Genomic DNA, 25,919 nt, shown 5'->3' on the forward strand with positions numbered 1-25,919 from the left:
AAACTCAACTTCATCTACTGCTCTCGACAACCACGACACCCAATGGCCGGGCAGTTAACCTCTCAATTTCCGCTCCATACACATGAACAGAGCGTGCCGCCACAATTCTCGAGCGCTCAGCATCGAGCAATTCCTCGCGGGCAGAGATCAACTCAACATAGGAATAGCGCCCCCGGCGATAGGCCCGGTCAACCTCAGAAAGCGCCTTACGCAATGTGGGAATAACGGTATTTTGCATTTCGTCAACAATGGCCAGCGCTTGTTCACGGCTCGTTACCGCCAAGAAAAGCTGGGGATAGAGCTTCAGCAATGCCGCCTCTCTATCCAACTGAACCTGTTCCAGCTCAGCCATTGCAGAAATCTCTTTACCCCGGTTACGTCGCCCGGTAAAAAGCGGCACGTTAAAGCCAACAACAACAGCATTCTCATCATCTTCTTTGTCGTTCCGATAGCCTGCATACCAACCAATATCAGGTGTCGACTTCGCTTGTGTCAGATGCAGGTGAGATGCGCGCAAGCGCTCTTCAGAGGCAAAACGGGCAATAGAAGGGTTTTCCTGAGCCCGCTCGTACAGAACATCAAAGCTGGCATTTGGCTCAAATCGGAAGAGCACGCTGGAGTCAACTGCAAAGTCCTGGGTAGGTTGCCCCCACAGCGCGGATAGTGCGTACTTGTAGTAGCTCAGCATTCGCTCCTGTGCCTCGGCGGCCAAAATGGCATTCGCCAGTGCAGACTCAGCCCGCATGCGTTCAGCTATGGGGGACGCAGCAGCATTGACCCTTGTAGTTACAGCGTCCAACGCTTCTTGCGCCAGCGAGACCTTCTCTTTTTCCAGAATCAGTAATTCTGCGGCAGCGAGTACTTGCGCATAGCCACGAACCACCTCGGCCAAGACATCCAGTGCTGTCGCTTGCTCATCGGCAATTAAGAGGTCCCGCTGAGCATTGACAACATCGATTCGAGCCTGGCGTTTGCCCCCCAACTCAATAACTGATGACAAAGAAGCAGTCAGCTCAAGTTCCTTGTCATCATCATCATCGTCGTCACTTGGCGGACCGGGCCGGCCGGGGGAGCCTGAGCTTGAGCTTGAGCTTGAGCTTGATGAACCATCATCTCCGTATACCGCATACTCAGCTTCGAAACCAAAATCCCATGCAGGACGTAGGCCGGCTGTGAACTCAGCACCATCCAATGCCCATTGCTGGAGTGGAAAAACTGCAATCTGGGGATTTTGTGCCAGAGTTTTCTGTATTGCCTCTGGCAACGTCAATACTTCTCCCCTCTGCGCAGAGGTAGCTTGCGCAGACATAAGTAGAGCGGTCGTCAACAAAAATCTAAAGGATGTACGACCAATCACGCTCAGCGAGAGCGTGGAAAAAAAATCCATGGAATTCTCCCAAGTCACAACTCGATCATCGTGTGCGAGCAAAAGCTACATACTTCTATAGCGGCACACGCAGTATTTAACTAATCAGACTTGGGTTATAGGTGGGCGTAAAAGTGGAGAAAAATAACCTGAGGGCACAGCTGCACTGATTGTGTCACTGTAACTGATAGTGCCCCGAAGAAGAGGTTGATAAGACTGCCCCAAAAGCCCGGTTGCATTAATTCCGTGACAATGGCAACAGTGATTACAGAAATCCAACGTCGGTGTAGATTGCTCTTCACCGGAGGAAGGCAGCGAGAAAGTGACGGAACCCCCATCAGGCTCGTCAGTAGGAGCTACCCCCGGGAGTTGATCTGTATGATTTGAAGAGAAGTGGATGGTGATATCTTCTAGCTCATCATGACTGTCATAGAAGGCGCCAGCTGTCTGGAAAATCAGCAGCGCAATCAGTAAAAATGACAGACGAACCACATTCATAGGAGCAGGCTAGTATCAATAATGGATCGACTCTAGCAAACATAACCCAGAGCCTCAATTGAATACGGCAAAAGTTTTGTAAAACAACAGCTTATTGACCAGCAATTCTGGATAGCCAGTCTCGTTTCAATACTCGTTTTTACGCAACAGCAGGCGCGAAGGTTCTCCTCTACACTGATTCAGATGCCACAACTATGGCTATGTATTGGGAGGTACCGGTAAATGCTTGCTTTTCAACCCTTTGGTGGCTTGGCTAGGGCGCTGATTCTTGCAGCGACGGTGGCATTAGCCCCTGCGATTGTCGCTCAAAACCCGACACCACCCCCGCAATCCGATAGCACTGGCTCCCAAGGCCAAACCCCGCCACCAGGGCACCCCACTCAATCGACCGATGACAGCAATCCCCCCCAGCCACCAGGGCAAATGCAGCAAGGCAAACCTCCTCAAGGCCAAATGGGGGCCATGGAATCAAACGAGCCCCTAGACCCCAAGGCGATGGCAACCTTGAAACGAATGGGTGACTACCTCGCCAGCCTCAAAATGATGATGTTTAACGCCGATATATTCACTGAGGTCGTTCTGGAGAATCAGGAAAAGCTCCTGATTGGCGGTACCGTCAAATACATGGCAATGCCACCCAAGCAACTGCGTGTAGACCTGAAAACAGATTCTATTACCCGTCAATTCATTCACAATGGCGACAAGTTCACCGTGATTGCTCCCCGCGATGGTTACTTCGCAGAAATGGAAGCACCCCAGCCTACAGCGGAAGTTTTAACCAAAGCCGCCAAGGATTACGGCATTGAGATTCCTTTTGCCGACCTCCTCGAATGGGGAAGGAAGGAAAATGTTTGGTCCGGTATCAAAGAAGGCTTTCTGGTAAACCGGCCTATGGTTGACGGCCAAAAAACCGAGCACTGGGCATTTCGCTCTGAAAACCTGGACTGGGAAATCTGGATCAAGGCTGGTGACAAGCCTCTGCCCCTGCGTATTTCAACAGTAAACACCCGCGACCCCGCCAAGCCGCGCTTTATTGCCACCTTGAAATGGATGGAAGCCAAACCTGGTGCCGCCGGGCAATTTACCCCTTCCATCGACAAGCTCAAGCAGATTCAGTTTAAGAAGGCGGAACCCAATAAGGAGGCCACACCATGATGCATCGCAACGGTCAAAAGACGGGTTTCCTTGCACAACTGGTTGTGCCTGCTCTGGTCACGGGGGCACTACTGACTGCATTGGCCAGTCCCTCAGCCGAAGCCTTTGGTCGGTTTGGTGGTGGTGGGGCTCATTTCAATATTGGGGGACATTTTAATGGGATGCGTCCGATGGGTGGAGGCTTCCACGGTGGCTATGCCCCGGGGGAGTTTGCAAGGCGCTTTCCCAATCACCCCCCATTTCACCCCCATCATCCACCCTACCCACCGCCCCCTTGGCGCCCCCACTACTGGCCCTACCCGGGACCAGCATTTTGGGGTACGGCAGCAGCCGTAGGTGTCGGCGGGTGGTTATATACGTTGCCTCGCAGCTGTGTTGCAGTAACTGTTGGTAACGTTACCTATGAGCACTGCGGGTCCTACTGGTATGAACCGCACTTTGTCGGTGGCCATATCGCCTACCGCCCGGTTCGCCCTCCCCGCTAGGAACGCCAATATTGGATAAGTGGCCCCAAGTGCGAAATGCTATTTTTCGTTGTCAGCTTTCTCGGGGCCACCCTGAGCATAAGATTTGGTGATATGCCTGAGGGTCTTCATCTGCTTGCCGAAATTGCGGCAAGGTGTGCAAACCGCCAGATGTAACTTCAGGCTCGCCTTCTCGGAAATGAGCAGGTCCCTCTCCTGGGACTCAGACATCAGCTTCGTGGCTTCCCGGCAGGTCTTCATCATTGTCACTTCTCCACACCAAACCAGTTATCTTCCAGACACTCGCGCAAGCGAAGGCGCGCCCTGTGCAATGTGACATTTAAATTGCTAACGGTAATCTCCATGGCAGCACAGATCTCATGGCTTTCCAGCTCAATAAATTCCCTCATCATAAAGATCTGCGCTTGGCGCGAGGGAAGATGGCTGAGACAGGCCTCAAAGATCCGCCAGAAATGCTTATCGTGAATTGCCGACTCAGGATCAGCCCAGCGTTTGGGCTTTTCATCCTTCTGCCAGTGCCCCGTCTGATCAAACAGCTCATCGTGATCATATTCTTCCCTGTCCCCACGAACCAATTGATCCGCATCTACGAAGCGCTGCCTCTGTCGCAATATGTCGGCAATCTTGTTCTTGAGAATGGCGAAGACCCAGGTCTTCAAAGCCGAGCGACCGGAAAAGCTGCGCGAGTTCTTTAGGGCACCCATCAATGCTTCCTGAACAGCATCCTCAGCCAGCTGTGTATCCTGCAACTGCAAACTGGCAAAACGCAGCATCTGCTGGCGCAAATCCACCAGGAACTGCGAATTCTGTAAGGAATCCTCGGCGGAGGCTGTCGAAGCACTGGGAGCTAGGTGATCGCTCAATTACGTTCCCTCATAATATCGAAGCGGAGAGAGTCGATATTAACGAAAATAATGCGATTCTCTACAAACCAATTCCCACTGGCGCCAAAAGGCAATTTTGCTGATTCTGAAATATCTAGTGCATCATGCTGGTATTTTTGTGCCAATTGAGACTTTTCTGCTTTACCCCGCCTCTCGAGCCAGAATGAGTGAAATATCATGCCAGTATAGAGCTCTGCATCAGTTTCGAAAGCGGAAACCTTTGGCCAGAAGAACCTCTAACTCCTCAACTCTTCCGTGATTCCTCTGGTTTTTAGTCGAGGGAACCGCAGACTTGTTACACTTCCACAGCAAAATTACAAAGAGCGCCAATACCGGCGCAACTGCGCCTTTTTGGTTAACCCCCGCAATAGGTAAAGAGCCAATGCACGATTTAGTACAGGACTACTACGGACGCCAACTAAAGAACTCTTCAGACCTGAAGACCAATGCCTGTTGTGATCCCAGCGATATGCCAGAGTGGCTAAAACCATTGCTGTCCAATATTCATCCCGATGTCCTATCCCGCTATTACGGCTGTGGACTTGTCTGCCCTCCACTTTTGGAAGGCTGCCGGGTACTGGATCTTGGCTGTGGCTCAGGCCGGGATATTTACTTGCTCTCCCAGTTGGTAGGTCCAAAAGGTGAAGTAGTTGGTGTCGATATGACGGAAGAGCAGTTGGCTGTGGCCAGGCAGCACCAAGCCCATCACGCCGACAAGTTTGGCTATGACAATGTCCGCTTCCTGCACGGCTACATCGAAAAGCTGGAGGAACTGGAATTAGAGCCTGAAAGCTTTGATGTGATCATTTCCAATTGTGTGGTTAACCTCTCCACAGACAAAGATGCTGTTCTCAAAGGCTTGTTCCGGCTGCTGAAACAAGGGGGAGAATTTTACTTCTCCGATGTCTATGCCGACCGCCGCATTCCCCCCGCAATTAGCTCTGACCCCGAACTGTTTGGCGAGTGTCTTGGGGGCGCACTCTACTGGAATGACTTTCTGGAAATTGCTCAGGGCAGCGGCTTCCGCGATCCACGCCTGGTGGAGAGTCGGCCATTACTTATCACCAACCCAACCCTGGCCCAGCGCTGTGGATCAATTCGATTTTTTTCCGCCACTTATCGATTGTTCAAATTAGCGCAACTGGAAAAAGACTGTGAGGATTACGGCCAAGCAGTGATTTACAAAGGCACACTACCGGGCTCTGCCGATCAATTCGTTCTCGATGGACACCACATTATTGAGACCGGACGAGTATTCCCTGTGTGCGGTAATACTTGGAGAATGCTCGCAGAGACCCGTCTCGCACCCCACTTCGAGTTTATTGGCGATTTTTCGCGGCACTTTGGCCTGTTTCCCGGCTGCGGCAAGGAAATGCCATTTGCCAGCGACACTCCCGAAGCGGATCAATCGAGTACCCAGTGCTGTTAACCCTGAGCCTGGAAATGGGAGCCCCCTAACGGGCTCCCTTTGGAAACCCAACGACTGCCCCCAAAAAGTAGGGTATTTTTTTCTCCAGCCAATAACTGGGGCTCCATACCGTCCCATCTATAAACCCTACATGCCCCCCTCGATCACTCACCGCCAAATCGACAGCAGAACTAACTTCGCTGGTTACAGGTATCGCTGATGGACAAATAAAAGGATCATCAACGGCGTTGATAATCAAAGTCGGCGTGCGAATATCTTTGAGTAAAGGCTTACTGGATGCCTGGGTGTAATACTCATCCACATCACGAAAACCATGTAACGGCGCAGTGAAAGCATTGTCGAAATGCCTGAAATCGACAAAGTCCTCACTGCAATTGAGATCGGGTAAGGCCGCAGCCAACTGTGGGTCTTTCGCCTTATGAAGCAGGCTCAAACGAAGCCCGCTAATCAGGTGGCGCTCATAAAGGTGGGATATACCAGTGTTGATGTAGCGACTACAGGCATGGAGGTCCATTGGCGCCGAGACAGCAATCCCAGCGGCTACCTGCCCGCGGCCACCATCTTCACCTAACATTTTCAGAACAACATTTCCGCCCAATGAGAAGCCAACCACGGCAATCGTCATTAATGGAAACTGTTTCTTAAGTTCACTAACCAGCCAGCGAGGATCTTCAGTGTCACCACTGTGATAGGCCCTCGGCAACTTGTTAGGCACACCACCACAACCTCGAAAATGCATTACAGCGACCTGATAATGGTATGCCAGAAGGGTTTCCATCAGCCCCTGCACATAGGGCGACTCTACCGAACCTCCCAAACCGTGAAGTATCAATACCAGAGGATAATCGGGATCATTGCGTAGCGGCCTGGGAAAATGCAAAGAAAGGCGATCGCCATCAGGCGTTTCGTACCAGCGGCAATCTGTCTCAATCCAGGGGGTGGCGCGGTGAAAACGACTGAATACGGTCTGAATATGTCGATTGCCAAGGCCTGGGGCTGGAGAAAAAGAATTAACCATAGATTTCTATCAATAGTCGAAACAACCGGGGCTATCAGTTTCCTGCTGATGGTTTAGGGATTGTTGCCCCTTTCGTTTCTGGGACAAAAATCAGAAAAAATGTACCGGCGATCAGAGCAATAGCTCCCAAAGTAAGAAAAGCAACGCCATAGCCAAAATACTGAACAATATATTCCGCAGAAAAATTACTACATGCCGAACCAATTCCCACCAAGGCGGCCATAGCGCCCTGAGTAACATTGAAACGGCCCGTACCACGTGTCAGGTCGGCACACATTAAAATAATAATGACGCCAAATATACCATTAGCCACGCCATCCAGGGATTGAATTGCTACCAGGAAGTACGGATTGTCCGTAGACATAAACAACAGCGCCCGTACCGGATTGATAAAAAAACCGATAAGGAAGATTAGCTTGCGCCCCCAGGTATCCGCTTTGGCCGCACACAGAAAGGACATCAGCATCATCATAAACTGGGCGGCGATGATACAAGCTGATGTAAAGGCAATAGCTATATCGGCATTCGAGTTAATCGACAGTTTCTGACTCACCAAGGGCAACATCGCGGCATTGCCAAAGTGGAATAGAAACACGCTGACAGCCAAAGCGACCAGGCGCCTGTCAGACAGCAGTGACTTGAAGCCCGACGGCTGTGCTTTGCCCTCTAGATCCTTGTGCTCTCCGCCCCGAGCACGGATATGATCGATAGATTTTCCCGGAATAAAGGCTACCGAGATCGCCATAAGGGCACCCATAACCGCCATCAACCAGAACACCCCCTGCCCGGAAATAGTCAGGGCAAGAATCGCTGCAAGCCCAGCAGCAAAGACATTGCCCGCATGATTAGAGGCCTGGTTGGCACTGGTTTGATAGGTAAAGTTCTTATCGCTGGTAACCCCGAGTGTGATTGCCGCAATAGAAGGAGCCACGAAAGCAATTGCGCCTCCCATCAAAACCTGAGAGAGATAAATCAATGGCTTGTGGCTGGTAAATTCCACAATAGTGATAGAAACAATACCGATAATGATCCCGCAAGTGGCAATAAGCCCTCTCTTAAAGCGAGTACTATCGATAAATGCGCCAGCAGGTGTCTGCAGCAGTACAGTGGTTACCCCGCCAATTGCCAGGACAACCCCAATATCTCCCGGCTTCCAGTGCATGGCTGAGAGCAGGTAAATAGCCAGGTATGGTCCCAAACCCGCAACCACATCTCCAGCAAAGAAATTCGTAAAGAGAAGAGGTTTGTTTAAACTCTTATGAATGGCCTTGTTGGCACTCTGCTGCACTGGATAGAGCCTCAGAAAAATAGCAATGCTGAAAACCAGAGTAGCAGTTGGGACTAGCGACACTCGGATAACGATAGATGTCTATCAGCTTAACCGTTTCGGCAATCATCTTTATCCTAATAGCCGTGCGCCAATGGCTACCATCTGCCGTTCGTATCTGGCACATCATGACCCTTGGCGCAGTAGCACTTTTGGCCTTGAGGCAAATCACACTTAAAGATGCATTCTTTGCAGTGGATTGGGACTTAATCCTCTACTTATTCTCTGTATTTTCGATTGCATCCGCTCTGTACGACACAGGGATTTCAGCACAAATCAGCAGGCGAATACTCTCCCGTAAAAACCCCAATACCATACTGGCAAGCTATGTCCTGATCATGGCCGTCTGCGCCGCCCTTCTCACCAATGATGCTGCAGCAGTGATTGGTGTACCCATCGCTCTATTGATGGCTCGGGATATGAACTGGGGTGTTGTACCCCTACTTATTTTACTTTGTGCCACCGTAACGATCGGCAGCATGATCTCCCCAGTCGGCAACCCACAAAATATCTTGATTGCCAACGCAGGGCAGTTTGACAATATGTTTCTGGTATTTGCCGAGTGGATCTTTATCCCGGCAGCAATCACCATGCTGCTGTCGATTCTTTGGTTAAAAAGGTTTCTTAAAGTTGACGAACCCAGTCACAATGTAGGCATTCAGCATCGAGAGGACAATGAGATAGCACAAAAATGGCCACCTCTATTGTCGGCAGCCCTTCTGGTAATTCTAATTGCATTAGGCAGTGTACTTCATAACGTAGAAGGTATTTACCACCCAACCTTGGGTCAAATAGGCTTGGTCGCCTGCTCACCCATTTATCTGGCGAGTCATGAAAGAAGAAGAATACTGAGAGAAGTAGACTGGCCCACCCTCTTTTTCTTTATTTCTATGTTTATTGTGACCGGCTCACTACTCAAGTCCGGATCACTACAGTTTTTTCTGCACAAGAGCGGGATTAATCTGGCTGAACCTGAAACCGTAACTTTTGTCAGTTTTTTTGCCAGCCAACTGTTTTCCAATGTTCCCGTAGTGGAAATCTACCTGAATCTGCTACATGAACACGACACTCAAACACTTATGATGCTATCAGCCATATCTACAGTTGCTGGTAACCTATTTATAATCAGCGCAGCCAGCAATGTAATAGTGCTGCAGCAGGCGGAAAAATTTGGTGTGCAACCATTTAACTTCTGGCAGTTCTTTTTATTGATGTTGCCGGTAAGTGTTATCAGTGTGGCAGCGAGTTATCTCTATATTATTTGGTACAGCTCGCTACAGACCTAAAAACAAGAGCTAACTCTGGGGCTTCTCGACTCGGACAAAGGGGCGATAGTCTCCCCCTTCCAGCAGCAGATAAATATTGTAAGGTTCAAACTTTCCATCCACTTCCATTCCTGGGCTACCAACGGGCATCCCGGGTACTAATAGACCGATTCCATCCTCTGGAGGAGAGGAAATAAATTGCAGGATATGTTTGACGGGAACATGGCCTTCAAAAACATATTTGTTGTGCCACACCGCCGTATGGCAACCCTCCATCCCCCGAGGAACACCCCATTGCTGCCGAATTTTGGCCATATTCAGCTCAGAACTGGTAGATACGGCAATGTCGTTACCCCGTAGATAATCCACCCATTTGTTACAACAGAAGCAAAGCGGATGTTTATACACAATAAAACTATCGGCATCCCACTGTTTTTTTTCCTCCGCACCAGCAAAACTTGCTGGTGCGGCCAATATCACCAGTGAGAAAAGGAGACCTAAAACCTCCCTAGATAGCCTGGGCATAGTGAATAGCATAAGATTCAGAGGAATCAGTCCAGTGGCGAACAGGTTTAAAGCCGCCTTTCATCAACAGGGTATTAAAACTACTCACTTTATATTTATGGCTATTCTCGGTATGAATAGTCTCCCCTTCCGAAAAGACGATTTGTTCCCCAGCGATTGCGACGCTTTGATCCCGGAGGCTAACTAAATGCATTTCTACGCGTTGTCGCAATGGCTGATAGAAGGCGCGATGAGAGAAAGATGACAAATCAAAGTTGCCTCCCAACTCACTGTTAATTCGTTGCAGGAGGTTCTTGTTAAACTGCTCCGTAATATGCTCACTATCGTGATACGCCCTCTCCAGCACAACTGAATCTTTAACTAAATCAGTTCCGATAAGCAGGCCGTCTCCCGCTCTCAAATTTGCCGCAAACGTCTCCAGCAATTGCTCCGCCCTATCCGGCTCAAAGTTTCCAATTGTCGAACCAGGAAAAAACACCACACGTTTTTTTGACTCAATATTCGACAGATTGTCCCATACTTCGGCTTGAGTAAAGTCACCCACTTCCGGCCAGATAGAAATATGAGGTAAGCCTTTTTTAATTCGTTGCCCCGCCAGATAGAGAATCTCCGGGGAAATATCGATGGGATAGTATCCGCTAGGGCTTTTTAATAGATGCAGTAGGCCCTCTACTTTTTCGCAGTTGCCTGCACCGGGCTCCACCAGTAGCGCCCCTGGGCCAATTTCCTCAGCAATATCCGGTAGATACTGACTGAATATCTTCGCCTCAGTACGGGTTAAATAATAATCGTCTACATCACATATTTTCTCGAATAACTGAGAGCCAAGTTCGTCGTATAGGTATTTACACGGTAGTGTTTTCTGATCTCCGGCCAACCCCCGTAACACATCATTGAGAAATTCATGGTCTTGTTGTGAACTTTCCTGCATCGATGATACGGCTGCTTTCACATTTAGTCTCCTGCCAAACGGATACCGGTAAATTGCCACGACTGGTGTGGATAAAAGAAGTTGCGGTAACTGATCCGGATATGGTCAGCCGGGGTTGCAAAAGATCCACCGCGAAGAACCTTTTGGTTACACATAAACTTTCCGTTGTACTCCCCTACTGCATCCTCCCGGGCTCTGAAGCCCCGATAAGGTAAGTAAGCGCTGGAAGTCCACTCCCACAAATCCCCTAAGAACTGCGTTTGCCCCCGCTGCGCCTGCAATGGCCTAAAGTGACGTTTTTCCAGGAAATTAGCTGATGCCATCTGATTCGGCTGGCGTAAATGGCAAGCAGCTGCCTCCCATTCAAATTCAGTAGGCAATCGTTTTCCAGCCCAGGTTGCGAAAGCATCTGCCTCATAGAAAGAAAGATGGCAGACAGGCTCAGCTGGATTTAAGGGTAGCAACCCATAGAGGGAGTACTGATGCCAACCATCACTGTTCAGCCGCCAATAGGATGGGTGCTTTTGCTGATTTTTCTGCAAATGCAGCCAACCATCCGAAAGCCACAGCCGATGCTGTTCATAGCCACCATCCTCTATAAATTCAAGATACTCGCCATTGGTAACCAATCGGGAGGCAATCACAAAGTCATCGATAAACTGCTGATGCTCAGGGCCTTCATTATCAAAGCAGAAAGCATCCCCATCACTCCCTATCCCATAGAGGTCCTTGGGTATGCTCAACCATCGCAAAGGTTCCAGCGCCCCGTCTTCATCTTCAGGAAACATATCCCTGTATGCCGGTGCCATGGGGTTAGTTGACAGCGCATGCTTGATATCGGTCAATATCAATTCCTGGTGCTGCTGCTCATGATTCAACCCCAGCTGGACCAACGCGGCCAAATTTTCAGGAATCGGGTACTCACTGAGCATCCGGTGCATGGAGTCATCGATAAACTTTCGATATTCATAAACCTGGGCACTATCCGGACGCGAAATTAGCCCCCTGTTAGGGCGTGCAAAGGGGGTACCCAAACTGTTGTAGTAAGAGTTGAACAGGTGGTTGAAGTGTGGGTTAAATGTTTGATATCCCCGCAACCGGTTGGCAAGGATAAAGGTCTCAAAGAACCAGCTCGTATGTGCTAAATGCCATTTGGTAGGACTGGCATCCGGCATAGACTGTAGCTGCATATCCTCCGGGGATAACGGCAACGCAAGATCCTCTGTCTCTGCACGAACTTTCTGGTAATCACTGAGAAGTTGATGTTGTACTTCCTCTAAAGTTACTTCACCGACGTGTATTGCCATATTAGTAATCAACTGCGACACATTTCTTCTCTATTGAAATCATCATACGCAGTTTTAGGTGTAAACCTAGAGGCTAGCTATTCAACAGAAGGGTATATGCGCCAGTTTATTTTTCTCTTGAAGGGTCAATAAAAAAAAGGGCCGGATAAACCGGCCCACTCTCTCGTCATGCTGACAGGAATAACTTAATAAAATAGAGCAAAAATTGTTTTATGTAATATTTCTTTCAAAATTTAGACGCAATTTTCTCAATCTAAACGTTTTTTATAGGCTACTGCCGGAATAAGGGACTCTAAATAATCCCACAATACTCTTGTGGCCTTTAAATGCCCTCCCAAGGTCGACAACAGCACATCCCTGTGCCGTATTAACCCATGGGTTAATTAAAATCGGACAGTTAAATCCGCACCGTACATTCTCGGCATAAAGCGCCAAGCGGGACTGGCACCAATGGCTGCACCGGTACCACCATAACCGCCAGCAATTTCTTCATCCGTCAAATTTTGTATCCAGAGCGCTAAAGAATAACTATCTGAAGGGCTGTTCCAGGCCGCCCGCAGGTTGAACAACTGATAGTCTTCCACGATACGTGTCCGATCAGTAATCGAACCAATTCGCTCATCTGTCCAGTTATAATCGCCACGGAAAATAAACTCCCCGCCAGATGCAAGGTCCACTGTGTATTCAGCCATTAGGTTGAATTTATTCTCTGGCGTTGATACCCGAGACTGACCTACTTTCGAGTCCTCTTCAGTCTCACCAATGGCTTCGATGATCTGGTAGTCAGTAAACTCTGTATCCAGGTAGGAGTAATTACCGGCAATAAACAAGCTCTCTGTTACTGCCCACTGCACTTCGATCTCCGCCCCAGTACCCTCTGCATCCGAATTCCGCAGGTTATAACTAGGAATAGGAGTACCCACCAGATCCAACTCCTGCAAATTGTTGTATTCGTAGGTGTAAATAGAGGTATTCAAGCGTACTCGGTTGTCGAACAGGCTGCTCTTAAGACCAACCTCCAGGTTAACGACATCTTCCTGATCGAAAGACGACTCAACCCCGGGACCAAAGTTCAGGCTATTGAATCCACCGGCTTTAAAACCATCCGCCAGGGAGACATAGGTCATCACATCGTCATTCCAGCGGTAATCCAGCACTATACGACCGGAAAGGTCGCTCCAGCTATCACTCAATTTGGAGTCCAAAACCGGCTGGCCATTGTTGAAAAACACAATGCCAAACAACTGGGACCCCAAATCGACCTCAGGCAGGGTTACAGTGCCGATTACGTTGCCATCTCCGTCAACCAAGCGCACATCTCCGCCGGATAGTGACAGAGGAATACTGTTGCCATAAGCCGTCTGGATGGTGAAATCTTTTTGATCGTAGGTATAACGAGCACCGACAGTCAGGTCCATCTTATCGGTAAGGCTCCAGGTCATGTCGCCGTAAATAGCACTGGAACGGTAATCACCTGTGTTGCGAACGCTCTCCCCCCAATGTGCATCCGAGGCTATCCAGGGATTGAAGCCCGCCATCATCTGTCCGACTACATCTTCCGCATAGAGCATATCGCCGGTTATACCAGTGGCCCCTAACTGAGCGAGTAACGCATCCACCTGGCCTGTTTGCAGCATTAGGTCATAGACAAAGGAAGCGCTGGCAATTCCCTCCAACCCCGCCTGCTGCAGCTGCGCACGGGTGATAACCGCTAAGTCCTCTTGCTCGGTTTGGGTCAGGTCCGGATAGGCAGCCTTTACCCCTTCATAGACGGCGAAGGATTCCACCGATCCGGTAGTGAAATTGGCATAAGTGGTGTGATCCACCTCTTCTTCGGAGTAAGAAGCTCCCAGAGTCCATTTGATAGTATCTGTAGCACCATTGAGTCGGAACTCTTGAGAGAACTGGCTTTGATCATCAGTATTAGCTGACCCAAACATATAGTCCGGGTTGGCGGTACCATCCTCATCCTGCTGCAGGTGGGCATCGAATTCGCTGTAGGCAGTAATCGAAGTAAAAGTGAAATTATCGAAATCTTTGGTAATTGTCAGTGATGTGCCGAAGGAATCACGATCCTCAATAGTCGGGGTATCCAAGGCGTAGTCGCCAAAAACATCCGTTTCATCTTTAAGGCTGGGCACTATGGTTGTTCGCAAAGCGCTGCCTTGATCCATAATCCCGTAATTGGCGCGCCACAGCACCTCGGTATCCGTCGCCGGCTCCCACAACACAGAGGCGCGGTAGGTCTGAGTATCCTGATCCCCTACAGAGAATCCATTTGCTAAATTATCGGCAAATGGATCGCGACGATTTGTCGACGCCGAAAAACGGCCATATAGGTTGTCACTAATCTGGCGATTAACCAAAAGATCCGACGACTGGCGCCCATAATTACCGGCAGTTAGATTTAATTCCGTAGAGTCATCCGCCTGCGGTTTGGTGGTAATAATATGGATCGCACCTCCGGTGGCATTGCGACCGAATAGTGTACCCTGAGGCCCTTTTAGGACTTCAACCCTCTCAATATCGGTCAGCGGTATCTCGGCACCTGCACTGCGGCCGGTATAAACCCCATCCACATAGACCGCCACAGCTGGATCAGAGCCTATGGTCCAGTCATTAGTTTGCACGCCGCGAATACTGTACGTTGGCTGCAGGGCGGTATCATTGTGCATTTCCACGCCCGGCGTATATTTCCCCAAGTCAGTCAAATTTTTGACACCGGCTTCTTTTATATTTTCCCCGGTGAAGGCGGAAATCGCGATAGGTACGTCCTGTAGGTTTTCCGCTCGCTTCTGCGCAGTAACGACAACCTCCTCAATTTCCGCAGCGTGAACGTGAGAGCCGACAGCGGTGAGGAAAGCAATGGTTCCAGAAAGAATGGAAAGATTGAATCTACGGTTTGTTACATCTCTACCAACATCGTGCATCATCGCGTCCTCGCGTTTATTGTTATACAGCCTGATGTTTTCGATTTATTGTTGTTTTTGTTATTGCACGCCATCTTACGGTTGCGTTTTCATATTGAAAACCCTGCGATGACTTTTTTCTTGTGACCAGTCAGTTCTTCGAGAAATAGCAGCGAATGACAGGAAAATCCTATAATTTAAAGCTTGGGTTTTGTCACTAAAAGTTACTCCTTGTATCGCTTAGTAACTTTGCGAGTGAAATTAAAATTGCACAATAAAGTGCTACCGACATTAACTCAGAGATTTTGCGGCCACCACAATGACAACATTTCCATTTCTCAAGCGGTATATGACAGCACTAATTATCAGCCTATTGGGTTTGATAATTATATTTTTAATTGGCTCCTGGATCTGGCTCCGACAGAGCTTGCCTATTCTCGATGGAACCATTACCACGGGTAAATTAAAAGACCCAGTTGTTATCGAGCGCGATTCACAGGGAGTGCCATTAATTCATTCTGAAAACCGAAACAGTTCGGCCTTCGCATTGGGCTTTTTACACGCGCAGGAACGTTTTTTTCAAATGGATCTGTTGCGGAGAAGTTCTGCTGGGGAATTATCAGAATTACTGGGCGCGTCCACTATAAAACACGATCAAAAGGTACGTTTGCATCAATTTCGCCAGCGAGCAGAGCGAAACATTGCTGCGATGCCGGCGGAACAAAAGGCCCTTCTGGATCAATATATCAACGGTATTAATTTTGGCCTCAACCAGCTTCCCGCAAAACCCTGGGAGTATTTGTTATTGGGTCAGGAGCCGCGCCCCTGGAATTCTGCCGACAGCCTGTTAACTATCTACAGCATGTACCTGACGCTACAAAGTGAACGCGGTAGTTATGAACTTCGCGACACCGCTTTAGCCGAATTGCTTCCAGCAGATCTCTACGCTTTCTATTTTCCCCAAGGCGGGCGGTGGGACGCACCACTATTTGGAGAAGCACGAGAAAAGGTCAGCCTCCCAGAAACACCGATTTCTGCACTTTTAGATGAACAGGACACTATCGTTTATCAGGCGATGGAGAGTGATGACAAGATTTACGGCAGTAATAACTGGGTGGTCGGCGGTAATTTAACAGCGCACGGTGGAGCCATTCTTGCCAACGATATGCACCTCGGGCTGAGTGTTCCCAATATCTGGTTCCGAGCAGGCTGGAGCATACCAGGCACCAACCGATTTGTTCGTGGCGTAACCCTTCCAGGCGGCCCAATTATGGTTGCCGGAAGCAACGAATTAGTTGCCTGGGGATTTACCAACACCGGTGGCGACTGGAGTGACCTGATTCCACTGGAACTCAGCGAAGACGGCAATCAATATAAAACGCCTGAAGGCTGGAGGAATTTTGCCTATGAAACAGAATCTATCGCCGTCAAAGGCAGCGACCCAAAAACCATAGAAGTTCGCACAACTATCTGGGGTCCCGTTATCGGTACAAACCACGATGGCGTTCCTCTCGCATTCCGCTGGGTTGCTCACGACACTCTGGGCGGCAATATGAACTTGATTGATATGGAAGTTGTTCGCACCGCCGAAGAAGCTCTGGAGCTTGGCCCCACCATAGGCATCCCTCATCAGAACCTAGTGGTTGGCGATAGTAACGGCAATATTGGTTGGACTGTGGCTGGCGCTATTCCCAAGCGAGTCGGGTTTGATGGCAGTCGATCAATCAGCTGGGCAGATGGTAGTGCCTATTGGGACGGCTATTTAAGCCCCCAGGAGCACCCCCGCCTGTATAACCCGGAGTCCGGCCGAATCTGGAGTGCCAACGCTCGTATCGTTGATGGGGACTATCTCAAACTCATGGGCAACCACGGCTATGCGCTCGGCGCACGTCAGCAACAAATTCGCGAACGGCTTTTCGCTCAAGAAAAATTCAATGAGCAGGACCTTTTAAATATCCAGCTCGACGATCAGGCAGTTTTTCTCGAGCGGTGGCAGCAACACCTCCTCACCTTACTTGAAGATCAGCAAGACTACCGCGAGGTATATACACAGATTCAAAATTGGGGAGGCCGAGCCGCCATCGACTCCGTAGGCTATCGCATCGTTCGCAACTATCGCCTGAAGTTGATGGAGCTTACGACAGCGCCCATTTTGACTTACATGCGCCGCTATCAGCCTAAGTTTTCTTTCGGCCAACTCAAGCGCCAATTTGAATACCCACTTTGGGAAATGGCTCAGCAAGAGCCAAAACAGCTTCTCAACCCGGATTTTGAATCCTGGAACGCGATAAAGCTCGCCGCTCTGGATCAAGTACTGGAAAAAATGAATCGCAGCAATCAACCCCTTAAGCGTCAATCCTGGGGTGCTGAAAATACGGCAAAGATCCAGCATCCACTGGGCAAAGCAATACCACCGCTGAATTGGTTCCTGGCAATGCCTGCGGAGCCTCTCGCTGGAGATACCCATATGCCCCGCTTCCAGTCTCCCACTCATGGCGCATCCCAGCGCTTAGTGGTTTCACCGGGCCGGGATGCAGACGGTATTTTCCATATGGCCACAGGTCAGAGTGCTCATCCACTCTCACCATTTTTCGGCAACGGCCATCAGGATTGGGTAAAGGGAAACACTTCATCATTTATTGAACGCGAGCCTCGCTACCGACTCACGTTAAATTAGAGGTACCGCAGGGACGCTAAAGTCAGGCAGTCTCATCGAGAATTGCAAAAGACAGAAACGTGGTGAAGAAGGCAAGACTCACAACGAAAGGCAGCACTGGAAAGCACAACATCAGTGCCGCCGATATAATCCAGAGGTTTCTCACCCAACTCTTCTTTTGCTGGTAGTGGTAGGTGTAGCGCCGGGTGTGACTGTCTAGCTGTGCAGGAATTGCTATTTCACGGACCGGTGGGAGAAAAAAGCGCACAGCATTGGTGCAATAAAAGCGAATAAATGCAAGCAGCATATTGAACACCACTCTGAGAGTACCTTTTCAGTATAGGTACTCTCGGCGTCATTGGGTCCCTGCCTTAATCTTCTCGATTTGGCTGATACCACTGAAGCTTTTCATGCAAGCTCACTACCCCACCAATGATGGTGAGTGTTGGCGCTCGAACTTCACTGTTTTCAGCAAGGGCCGGCAAGCTGCTCAAGTCACCGACAACTACTCGCTGGTCTCGCGTAGTGCCCTTTTCAACCAAGGCCGCCGGCGTATTCGCATCGAGCCCGTGTTTAATCAATTCAGCACAAATAGTTTGTAACCCCGTAAGCCCCATATAGAAAACCAGGGTTTGTGCTGGGCCCGCAAGTTCTTGCCAAGGGAGGTCCAACTCACCCTCTTTCAGGTGCCCGGTAATAAAGCGCACAGATTGAGCGTGATCCCGGTGAGTCAGTGGGATACCGGCGTAACTGGCGCAACCAGAGGCCGCAGTGATTCCCGGCACTACCTGAAAGGGGATCCCCGCCTCTGACAACTTGTCTATTTCCTCACCGCCTCGACCAAAAATAAAGGGATCGCCTCCCTTAAGCCGCAAAACCTTTTTACCTTGGCTGGCCAGATCTACCAACAGCTGATTGATATCGTCCTGTGGCACCGCGTGGAAAGCCTTGCGCTTACCCACATAGATCCGCTCTGCATCCCGGCGCACCAACTCCATCACTTCCGGTGAAACCAGCCGATCGTAGAGAACCACATCTGCCTGCTGCATCAAGCGCAGTGCGCGAAAAGTCAGCAGGTCTGGATCTCCCGGACCTCCACCCACCAGGTAAACCTCACCCACCGGATTGGGGCTCCCCTGCCAGTCTTGGAGCGCATCCACCAGAGCCTGCTCGGCATCTGCCGGTTGCCCGGCCTCCATGCGGTTGGCAACGGGGCCGGCAAAAACCCACTCCCAAAAATTCTTGCGGCGAGACTCTGGCAGCGCTGCCTTAACCCTATCGCGCATTCGCGCCGCCAAAGTTACCAGCGGTCCCAGACCCGGCGACAGCAGAGCTTCGAGCTGGGCCCTGATTCTGCGTGCCAGTACTGGAGCCGCGCCACCACTACTGATACCGATCGATAGATCTCCCCGCTCCACAATGGCCGGAAAAGTAAACGTGCACAACTCTGGCGCGTCCACCGCATTGACCGGCAGGCGCTGAGCCTGGGCATCGGCTGAAACCTGTGCATTCACGGACTCGCTATCGGATGCAGCAACGACCAGCCCCGCTTTCTGTAAATGCTCGCTCGCATAAACTGATTGAAACCATTCCCCACCAGAATCAGTCACCATTTGCTGAAGCTCATCGGTAATTTCCGGGGATACCACCAATATCCGTGCACCCGCTTTGTGCAATAAACGAGCTTTACGGGTGGCAATGGAGCCGCCTCCAACAATCAAACAGGGATGATCTTTGACATCAAATGCGAGGGGTAAATAACGCAACTTCTTATTCCATCAAATAGCGGGCAAAGTGAAACTCATGACTACAAACAAAAAAGGGCGAACTCTACGCTCGCCCTTTTGGAGTGCTACGCTCAGGAAGCTGAGATCACTTCCTGGCCTCGCATATAGGGCCGCAATACTTCCGGCACCTCTATACTGCCATCCTCGCGCTGGTAATTTTCCAGAACAGCGATAAGGGTACGACCCACGGCAAGGCCGGAGCCATTCAGCGTATGCACCAATTCGGGCTTATTGGTTTCCGGGTTGCGCCAGCGCGCCTTCATTCGGCGCGCCTGGAAGTCACCTACCAGGGAGCAAGAGGATATCTCGCGGTACTTATCCTGGGACGGAATCCAAACTTCAATATCGTATGTCTTTCGAGCAGAGAAACCGATATCGCCACCGCAGAGAATCACTGTGCGGTATGGCAGGTTCAGCTTCTGCAAAATGGTCTCAGCATTTTGCGTCAGGGTTTCCAATGCCTCTTCAGACTGATCCGGGCGCGCCACCCAAACCAGTTCTACCTTTTCAAACTGGTGCTGGCGAATCATGCCCCGAGTGTCGCGGCCGTGAGAGCCAGCTTCAGAGCGGAAGCAGGTAGTGTGAGCAACCAATTTATGCGGCAGGCTAGCACTGTCTTCAACAATATGATCGCGATACATATTGGTGAGGGGCACTTCCGCAGTCGGGATCAGGTAGAAACCACGATCATCTTCGAGCTTAAACAGGTCTTCCTCAAATTTAGGCAGCTGGGAAGTGCCGTACAGGGAATCAGCATTCACAACAACCGGCACATTGGTTTCCTGGTAACCATGCTCTTCGGTGTGAGTATCCAGCATAAACTGTGCCAACGCGCGATGCAGACGCGCAACATCACCGCTCATTACCGCAAAGCGGGAGCCGGTTAGCTTCACTGCCATCTCGAAGTCGAGACCACCAAGGTGTGTGCCCAGGTCTACGTGGTCTTTAACTTCAAAGTCAAAAGTACGCGGCTGGCCCCAGCGGCGAACCTCTACATTATCGTCTTCACTCTCGCCTTCGGGCACTGAGGCATCCGGCAAGTTGGGAATCGCAGACAAGATTGCATCCAGCTCTCCCTGCAATTCTGTCAGTGCATGTTTGGCATCTTGCAACTCACCACCGAGGGACTCCACTTCTTTCAAAAGCGGGGCAATATCTTCACCATTCGCCTTGGCACGGCCGATATTTTTCGACTTGCTATTGCGCTCGTTTTGCAAACTCTCGGTGCGCACCTGCAATTCTTTGCGGCGTTCTTCAAGGGCTTCAAGTTTGGCAGTATCCAGTTCTACACCGCGCTTTTTCAGGGCAGCGGCCACCTGGTCCATATCCGTGCGAATCAGTTTGGGATCGAGCATCGTTTCCAGTTCGCCTGTTATCAGGCTCCTACAACAGAGAAGTTAAATTAAAAATACCGTGTCGCCAAAGCGACAGCAGCAGCGGTGGCCAACAAACAACCAACAAGGCTGCCGACAATATAGCCAAGGGCCACCAGCGGCTGGCCATTGTGCCACAGTATCAGGCTTTCGAGGGAGAAAGTGGAAAAGGTTGTCAGTGCGCCGAACATACCGGTCATCAACAGAAGACGCCATTCCTCCCCCAACATGGCGCGGTGAGCGATCAGTACATAAACAATACCGATCAAAAAAGAGCCTGTTAAATTGACAATGATGGTTCCTAGCGGAAACCGACCCTCAAATACCGGAAAGCTCCAGATACTCACCAGGTGGCGAAGAACTGCCCCAAGTGCGCCGCCCAAGGCGACTGCCAGCCACTGCATTTAGCTGCTTCCTCTCTATCTATTTAGAGTTTCTGTAACGCTGCCTGTCACTCTCGCGATTTAGTCGGCGCAGAGTCTGCAATTTTTCTGAAATTTTTAACTCCAACCCTCGGGGAACCGGCTGGTAGTACTCGCGCTCAGCAATCTCTTCGGGGAAGTAATTCTCTCCCGCAGCAAAAGCATCGGGTTCGTCGTGGGCGTAGCGATACTCCGCACCGTGGGACAGGCTTTTTGCCAGTTTGGTAGGGGCATTGCGCAAATGCACTGGCACTTCGTAACTGGGCTCGCGACGAACATCCGCCACGGCACGATTGTAAGCGGAGTAAACCGCATTGCTTTTTGCCGCAACCGCCAGGTAAGTAATGGCTTGGGCAATTGCCAGCTCGCCCTCGGGGCTCCCCAGTCGTTCCTGCACATCCCAGGCATTCAGCGACAACTGCAAAGCCCTCGGGTCCGCATTGCCGATATCTTCACTAGCCATACGCACGACACGGCGAGCGATATATAGCGGGTCGCAGCCTCCATCCAGCATCCGCACAAACCAGTAGAGCGCCGCATCCGGGTCAGACCCCCGCACTGATTTATGCATGGCGGAAATCTGATCGTAAAAATAATCGCCGCCTTTATCAAAACGGCGAACATCGGCACTGAGCACCTCGGCGAGCACGTCTTCATCGACAATCAGTCGCCCGGCCTCCTCTTTGGCCAGATCGCATGCCACTTCCAGCAAGTTCAAAGCACTGCGGGCATCCCCATCGGCAGCCCGGGCAATCTTGCCCAACACTTCTTCGGGAATGTTGACGCTCCGCTCGCGCAACTGCTGGTCAGTTTGCAGGGCGTAGCGCAGCAACCCCAACAATTCCTCTTCGGGAATACTGCGCAAAAGATAGACCCGGCACCGGGATAGAAGCGCATTGTTCAACTCAAAAGCCGGGTTCTCCGTAGTCGCCCCGACAAAAGTCACAGTGCCCTCCTCCACGTAGGGAAGGAAGGCATCCTGCTGAGCCTTATTAAATCGATGCACTTCATCGACAAATAAAATAGTGTGTCGGCCCGACTGTATCCGGTGCTGTTCAGCTTCGGCCACCGCCTGGCGAATATCTTTCACTCCGGCGAGTACCGCAGACAGAGTGGCAAATCGAGCATCGCACTCTTCAGCTAGCAACCGCGCAAAAGTGGTTTTGCCAACACCGGGTGGCCCCCACAAAATCATTGAGTGCAGTTGGCCGCGCTCTACGGCCTCCCGCAGAGGTTTGCCCTCCCCCAATAAATGCGACTGGCCCACATAGTGGGCCAGGGAATTCGGCCGCATACGGGCCGCGAGGGGTTGGTGGGTTTTGGGAGTATCGAACAGATCACTCATCTTTAATAATGTCAGTACCGGCCGGGGGCTTAAAATCAAATATAGAAGCGGATAGTTTTGGGTTCGCCTCCATACCACTGAACTGAATTTCAGTGGTTTGTCCCATACCATCGCGCACGGTCATTGCCGACGGCAAGCCATTTTTGGCAAATCGAATTTCCATGGCTTTAAAAGGGGCCGAGGGGTTCTTGGGGGTCAGCTGATAAACCCCTTCTTTCTGGCTCACATTAAACGAGCCTCGAATTTCCTCTACTTTGCCCCCCAGTAATAGGGCTGGGGTATCCTTAATACGGGCATCCACCGGGCGAACTGTCACCTGCTCCAGGTCCGGATCGTACAGCCAGAGCGTCTTGTTGTTTGTCACCAGTAACTGGGGGTAAGGCTCACCGGTTTTCCAGCGCAATTTGCCCGGGCGCTGCACAGAAAAGCTACCATTGCTCTTCTGTGTGACCTCACCGCGCTCGTCGATCAATGTCTGTTTGAAATTACCCGAAATCGCCTCCAACGGCTTGAGTAAATCGCTCAGGTCATCGGTGGCATCAGCCCAGGCCGCGCTGGCGGTAACACTGATTGAAAGCAGCAGACCCTGCAGAATTCTTTTCATAGTGGAGTCCCAACGTATTGATTTCCTTAAAGATTAACCCCGACTAAGTGAACAGTGGCTTAACCCGCCACTGCTCCAAGGGCCAAACTCGTATCAGGCTGGCGGCGGTGCCAGCACCTCTCGATTGCCGTTGTGGCCCGCCGCAGATATCACCCCGGCAGCCTCCATGGCGTCAATAATTCGAGCCGCGCGATTGTAACCAATCCGCAGCTGACGCTGCACAGAGGAAATTGACGCCTTGCGGGATTTAGTGACGAAAGCTACGGCTTCGTCGTAGAGCGCATCGGCCTCAGGGTCTTCATCCTCACCGCCTTCAGACTGTAATCCAGGCACGGGAATACTGTTATTACTATCGTCGACAATACCATCGATATAATCAGGCTCACCGCGACGGCCCCAATCCGCGACAACTTTATGCACTTCGTGATCGTCGACAAAAGCGCCGTGGACACGAACGGGAACACCACTTCCAGGCGGTAAGTACAACATGTCACCATGACCGAGCAGCTGCTCCGCGCCGCCCTGGTCGAGGATTGTGCGGGAATCCACCTTGGACGAAACCTGGAAACCGATTCGAGTAGGTACGTTGGCTTTAATCAAGCCGGTAATAACATCCACCGACGGACGCTGGGTTGCAAGCAGTAAGTGGATGCCAGCTGCACGGGCTTTTTGTGCGATTCGAGCGATCAGCTGTTCGACCTTTTTACCGACGATCATCATCATGTCGGCAAATTCATCAATCACGACAACAATGGCAGGCAGTGCTTTCAGGGCCGGTGCGGTTTGTTCATCTTCCGGCACGCTGGAGGCGGGATCTGGCTGCCAGATAGGATCGATCAGCGGCTCCCCGGCCTCTTCAGCTTCTTTCACTTTGCGGTTAAAGCCTGCGAGGTTTCTCACCCCCATTGCCGCCATCAACTTGTAGCGGCGCTCCATTTCTCCAACACACCAACGCAAACCATTGGCGGCATCGTTCATATCGGTGATGACCGGGGTCAACAAATGCGGAATGCCCTCGTACACCGAGAGCTCCAGCATTTTGGGGTCCACCAGGATCAGGCGGACCTCATCGGGCGTGGATTTGTACAGCAGGCTCAACAACATAACGTTGATACCCACGGATTTACCCGAACCGGTGGTACCCGCTACCAGCAAGTGAGGCATCTTGGCCAGATCGGCCACCACCGGCTGACCGGAAATATCGTGACCGAGCGCCAGAGTCAGCGGCGATTTGGCATTATCGTAGACATCTGCCGACAACACTTCACTGAGGCGTACCATCTGTCGATTTTCGTTAGGGATTTCGATACCCACAACCGACTTGCCTGGGATTACCTCGACCACACGCACACTGATCACCGCCAGTGAGCGCGCCAGGTCTTTTGCCAGATTGGAAATCTTGCTCACCTTTACACCGGGAGCTGGCTGAATTTCAAAGCGGGTTACTACCGGTCCCGGCAGCACAGATACCACTTCGGCAACAACGCCGAAGTCTTTCAGCTTAAGTTCCAACAGGCGTGACAGCGCTTCCAGGGATTCCCGGGAGAAGCCGGCCTTCTTGTTTTGATCTGCTGGATCGAGTAGACCCAACGGCGGCAGGGTTCCAGTAACCGGGCCACTCTTGAAAAGCTCTCGCTGTTTTTCCTTTGCTGCCCGAGGACTCTGCTTCGGCTTGGGGGCAGTGGGCTCAATCTTCGGGGGAATTCGTTTGGCAACTCGCTGTTTCTCTTCCTCCACAGCCGCCTTGCGCACGACAATCGCCTCTCTGGCCACCCTCCGCTCATTGCGCTTTTGGCGCCAGCGTTGATAGAAACTGCCCAGTAAGGCAAAAAAGCCGAGCACATTCTTGCCGATTGCCTCTGCCAATTTGAGCCACGACAAACCTGTAAAAACAGTGACACCGATAGCAAATATCGCCAGCAGTAAAATGGTTGCCCCTACATAGCCGAGGCTAGAACCCAGGGCAGACGCCATCGCACTGCCGATGATGCCTCCGTTGGTAAACGGCAATGGGTTTTCTGCGGGATCAAAACAAAGAGTCGCCATTGCCGCCCCGCTGACAAGAACAAGCAGCAAGCCAAATACTCTCAAAGCAAATAGCGGCAAATGGAAGCGGGCATTGCGATCGCGAAGAATGTGATAGGCCCGCAGACCAATCAGCAAGGGGAACAGGTAAGCCATCCATCCGAGCAAAGACAAACACACATCTGCCAGCCAAGCACCGGCTGGCCCAATGGCATTGTGCACTTGTTGGGTACTGCCAGTTTGCGACCAGCCCGGATCTTCTGCGCTAAAGCTTAACAGGCTAATGGCGAGCAACAGGGCACCAGCCAGCAAACTGATCAGGGCCCCCTCGCGAACGAGTCGGGCGATCAATGAGTCTGGCAATGCATTGCTCTCTGCAGGGCTTTTTTCAGTTGCGCTTTCGGCCTTCAATGGCTTACCTCAATAATGCTGTACTTTTTATGTCCACATGAACTTGGCGGTGTCTACCTGGGACCTGAATCCCCATGCCGCCCGACAAAATTCTGTATTGCTTACAGAAGAAAGCAACTCAATCAGGCTATTTTACAATCTACGCTTTCAGATTGCGCCTTACGATCCCTGACACCAAGTAGTTTTTTGTTGTTTGG

At 50.9% G+C, this 25,919-nt stretch carries 22 protein-coding genes; 5 read left to right on the plus strand and 17 right to left on the minus strand.

The genetic code is table 11. The features are described from left to right. Positions 1 to 10: 10 nt before the first annotated feature. Positions 11 to 1,387, minus strand: a complete 1,377-nt coding sequence (locus ACJJIZ_RS14945) for a TolC family protein (RefSeq protein ID WP_444913964.1) — start codon at positions 1,385 to 1,387, stop codon at positions 11 to 13. An 84-nt stretch (positions 1,388 to 1,471) separates the two neighbouring features. Next, positions 1,472 to 1,864: a hypothetical protein gene (locus ACJJIZ_RS14950; RefSeq protein ID WP_444913965.1), complete on the minus strand. Its 393-nt coding sequence runs from the start codon at positions 1,862 to 1,864 to the stop codon at positions 1,472 to 1,474. 222 nt (positions 1,865 to 2,086) lie between these two features. Here ACJJIZ_RS14950 and ACJJIZ_RS14955 point away from each other — a divergent pair, with 222 nt between their 5' ends. Together ACJJIZ_RS14955 and ACJJIZ_RS14960 are read left to right on the plus strand one after the other, a co-directional pair. Beyond that, positions 2,087 to 3,019 carry a DUF2092 domain-containing protein gene (locus ACJJIZ_RS14955; protein WP_444913966.1) on the plus strand — a complete coding sequence of 311 codons (933 nt, stop codon included), beginning with the start codon at positions 2,087 to 2,089 and terminating at the stop codon, positions 3,017 to 3,019. Then, a complete protein-coding gene (locus tag ACJJIZ_RS14960; RefSeq protein ID WP_413662207.1) occupies positions 3,016 to 3,504 on the plus strand; it encodes a hypothetical protein in 489 nt (162 codons plus the stop codon). Before ACJJIZ_RS14955 ends, ACJJIZ_RS14960 begins: the two co-directional genes overlap by 4 nt. Positions 3,505 to 3,543: 39 nt before the next feature. Here ACJJIZ_RS14960 and ACJJIZ_RS14965 read toward each other — a convergent pair whose 3' ends face one another. Both ACJJIZ_RS14965 and ACJJIZ_RS14970 read right to left on the minus strand, forming a co-directional pair. Further along, entirely contained in the window at positions 3,544 to 3,747 is a 204-nt protein-coding gene (locus ACJJIZ_RS14965; RefSeq protein ID WP_444913967.1) for a zf-HC2 domain-containing protein, read from the minus strand. 2 nt (positions 3,748 to 3,749) lie between these two features. Then, positions 3,750 to 4,367: an RNA polymerase factor sigma-70 gene (locus ACJJIZ_RS14970; protein WP_444913968.1), complete on the minus strand. Its 618-nt coding sequence runs from the start codon at positions 4,365 to 4,367 to the stop codon at positions 3,750 to 3,752. A 403-nt stretch (positions 4,368 to 4,770) separates the two neighbouring features. Here ACJJIZ_RS14970 and ACJJIZ_RS14975 point away from each other — a divergent pair, with 403 nt between their 5' ends. After that, complete coding sequence (locus tag ACJJIZ_RS14975) at positions 4,771 to 5,817, plus strand: methyltransferase domain-containing protein (protein WP_444913969.1); 1,047 nt, start codon at positions 4,771 to 4,773, stop codon at positions 5,815 to 5,817. A 25-nt stretch (positions 5,818 to 5,842) separates the two neighbouring features. On the opposite strand, the gene ACJJIZ_RS14980 is transcribed toward ACJJIZ_RS14975, so the two are convergent. Both ACJJIZ_RS14980 and ACJJIZ_RS14985 read right to left on the minus strand, forming a co-directional pair. Next, complete coding sequence (locus tag ACJJIZ_RS14980) at positions 5,843 to 6,835, minus strand: hydrolase (RefSeq protein ID WP_444897503.1); 993 nt, start codon at positions 6,833 to 6,835, stop codon at positions 5,843 to 5,845. 34 nt (positions 6,836 to 6,869) lie between these two features. Next, positions 6,870 to 8,123, minus strand: coding sequence for an MFS transporter (locus ACJJIZ_RS14985; protein ID WP_413662210.1), 1,254 nt, complete (start codon positions 8,121 to 8,123; stop codon positions 6,870 to 6,872). Positions 8,124 to 8,200: 77 nt separating this feature from the next. Between ACJJIZ_RS14985 and ACJJIZ_RS14990 the strand changes: the two genes are divergently transcribed. Then, a complete protein-coding gene (locus tag ACJJIZ_RS14990; RefSeq protein ID WP_413662211.1) occupies positions 8,201 to 9,448 on the plus strand; it encodes an ArsB/NhaD family transporter in 1,248 nt (415 codons plus the stop codon). Between the two features lie 9 nt (positions 9,449 to 9,457). On the opposite strand, the gene ACJJIZ_RS14995 is transcribed toward ACJJIZ_RS14990, so the two are convergent. The 4 genes from ACJJIZ_RS14995 to ACJJIZ_RS15010 all read right to left on the minus strand — a co-directional run bounded on the left by ACJJIZ_RS14995 (position 9,458) and on the right by ACJJIZ_RS15010 (position 15,123). Beyond that, entirely contained in the window at positions 9,458 to 9,907 is a 450-nt protein-coding gene (locus ACJJIZ_RS14995) for a DUF411 domain-containing protein (protein WP_444916207.1), read from the minus strand. Positions 9,908 to 9,935: 28 nt separating this feature from the next. After that, on the minus strand, positions 9,936 to 10,904 hold the full coding sequence (gene egtD / locus ACJJIZ_RS15000; RefSeq protein WP_444897507.1) for an L-histidine N(alpha)-methyltransferase: 969 nt from the start codon (positions 10,902 to 10,904) through the stop codon (positions 9,936 to 9,938). 2 nt (positions 10,905 to 10,906) lie between these two features. Beyond that, positions 10,907 to 12,211: an ergothioneine biosynthesis protein EgtB gene (gene egtB / locus ACJJIZ_RS15005; RefSeq protein WP_444913970.1), complete on the minus strand. Its 1,305-nt coding sequence runs from the start codon at positions 12,209 to 12,211 to the stop codon at positions 10,907 to 10,909. A 362-nt stretch (positions 12,212 to 12,573) separates the two neighbouring features. Continuing rightward, positions 12,574 to 15,123 carry a TonB-dependent receptor gene (locus ACJJIZ_RS15010; protein ID WP_444913971.1) on the minus strand — a complete coding sequence of 850 codons (2,550 nt, stop codon included), beginning with the start codon at positions 15,121 to 15,123 and terminating at the stop codon, positions 12,574 to 12,576. 325 nt (positions 15,124 to 15,448) lie between these two features. Here ACJJIZ_RS15010 and ACJJIZ_RS15015 point away from each other — a divergent pair, with 325 nt between their 5' ends. After that, positions 15,449 to 17,776 carry a penicillin acylase family protein gene (locus tag ACJJIZ_RS15015; RefSeq protein WP_444913972.1) on the plus strand — a complete coding sequence of 776 codons (2,328 nt, stop codon included), beginning with the start codon at positions 15,449 to 15,451 and terminating at the stop codon, positions 17,774 to 17,776. Positions 17,777 to 17,798: 22 nt separating this feature from the next. Here the strand turns inward: ACJJIZ_RS15015 and ACJJIZ_RS15020 are convergent, their stop codons facing one another. The 7 genes from ACJJIZ_RS15020 to ACJJIZ_RS15050 all read right to left on the minus strand — a co-directional run bounded on the left by ACJJIZ_RS15020 (position 17,799) and on the right by ACJJIZ_RS15050 (position 25,722). Continuing rightward, entirely contained in the window at positions 17,799 to 18,062 is a 264-nt protein-coding gene (locus ACJJIZ_RS15020; protein WP_282933064.1) for a hypothetical protein, read from the minus strand. A 64-nt stretch (positions 18,063 to 18,126) separates the two neighbouring features. Beyond that, the gene (gene cysG, locus ACJJIZ_RS15025) at positions 18,127 to 19,521 is read right to left on the minus strand and encodes a siroheme synthase CysG (protein WP_444913973.1); all 1,395 of its coding nucleotides are present in this window, start codon (positions 19,519 to 19,521) and stop codon (positions 18,127 to 18,129) included. Positions 19,522 to 19,613: 92 nt separating this feature from the next. Continuing rightward, a complete protein-coding gene (gene serS, locus ACJJIZ_RS15030) occupies positions 19,614 to 20,897 on the minus strand; it encodes a serine--tRNA ligase (protein ID WP_282933066.1) in 1,284 nt (427 codons plus the stop codon). A 47-nt stretch (positions 20,898 to 20,944) separates the two neighbouring features. Next, positions 20,945 to 21,319, minus strand: a complete 375-nt coding sequence (crcB, locus tag ACJJIZ_RS15035) for a fluoride efflux transporter CrcB (RefSeq protein WP_282933067.1) — start codon at positions 21,317 to 21,319, stop codon at positions 20,945 to 20,947. A gap of 19 nt (positions 21,320 to 21,338) precedes the next feature. Then, on the minus strand, positions 21,339 to 22,682 hold the full coding sequence (locus ACJJIZ_RS15040) for a replication-associated recombination protein A (RefSeq protein WP_413662219.1): 1,344 nt from the start codon (positions 22,680 to 22,682) through the stop codon (positions 21,339 to 21,341). Continuing rightward, positions 22,675 to 23,286: an outer membrane lipoprotein periplasmic chaperone LolA gene (lolA, locus tag ACJJIZ_RS15045; protein WP_444913974.1), complete on the minus strand. Its 612-nt coding sequence runs from the start codon at positions 23,284 to 23,286 to the stop codon at positions 22,675 to 22,677. The genes ACJJIZ_RS15040 and lolA overlap by 8 nt, the downstream gene beginning before the upstream one ends. 93 nt (positions 23,287 to 23,379) lie before the next feature. Next, positions 23,380 to 25,722 carry a DNA translocase FtsK gene (locus ACJJIZ_RS15050; RefSeq protein WP_444897513.1) on the minus strand — a complete coding sequence of 781 codons (2,343 nt, stop codon included), beginning with the start codon at positions 25,720 to 25,722 and terminating at the stop codon, positions 23,380 to 23,382. Positions 25,723 to 25,919: the final 197 nt, after the last annotated feature.

It is taken from the genome of Microbulbifer maximicatervae (SeqCode) (assembly GCF_052467225.1).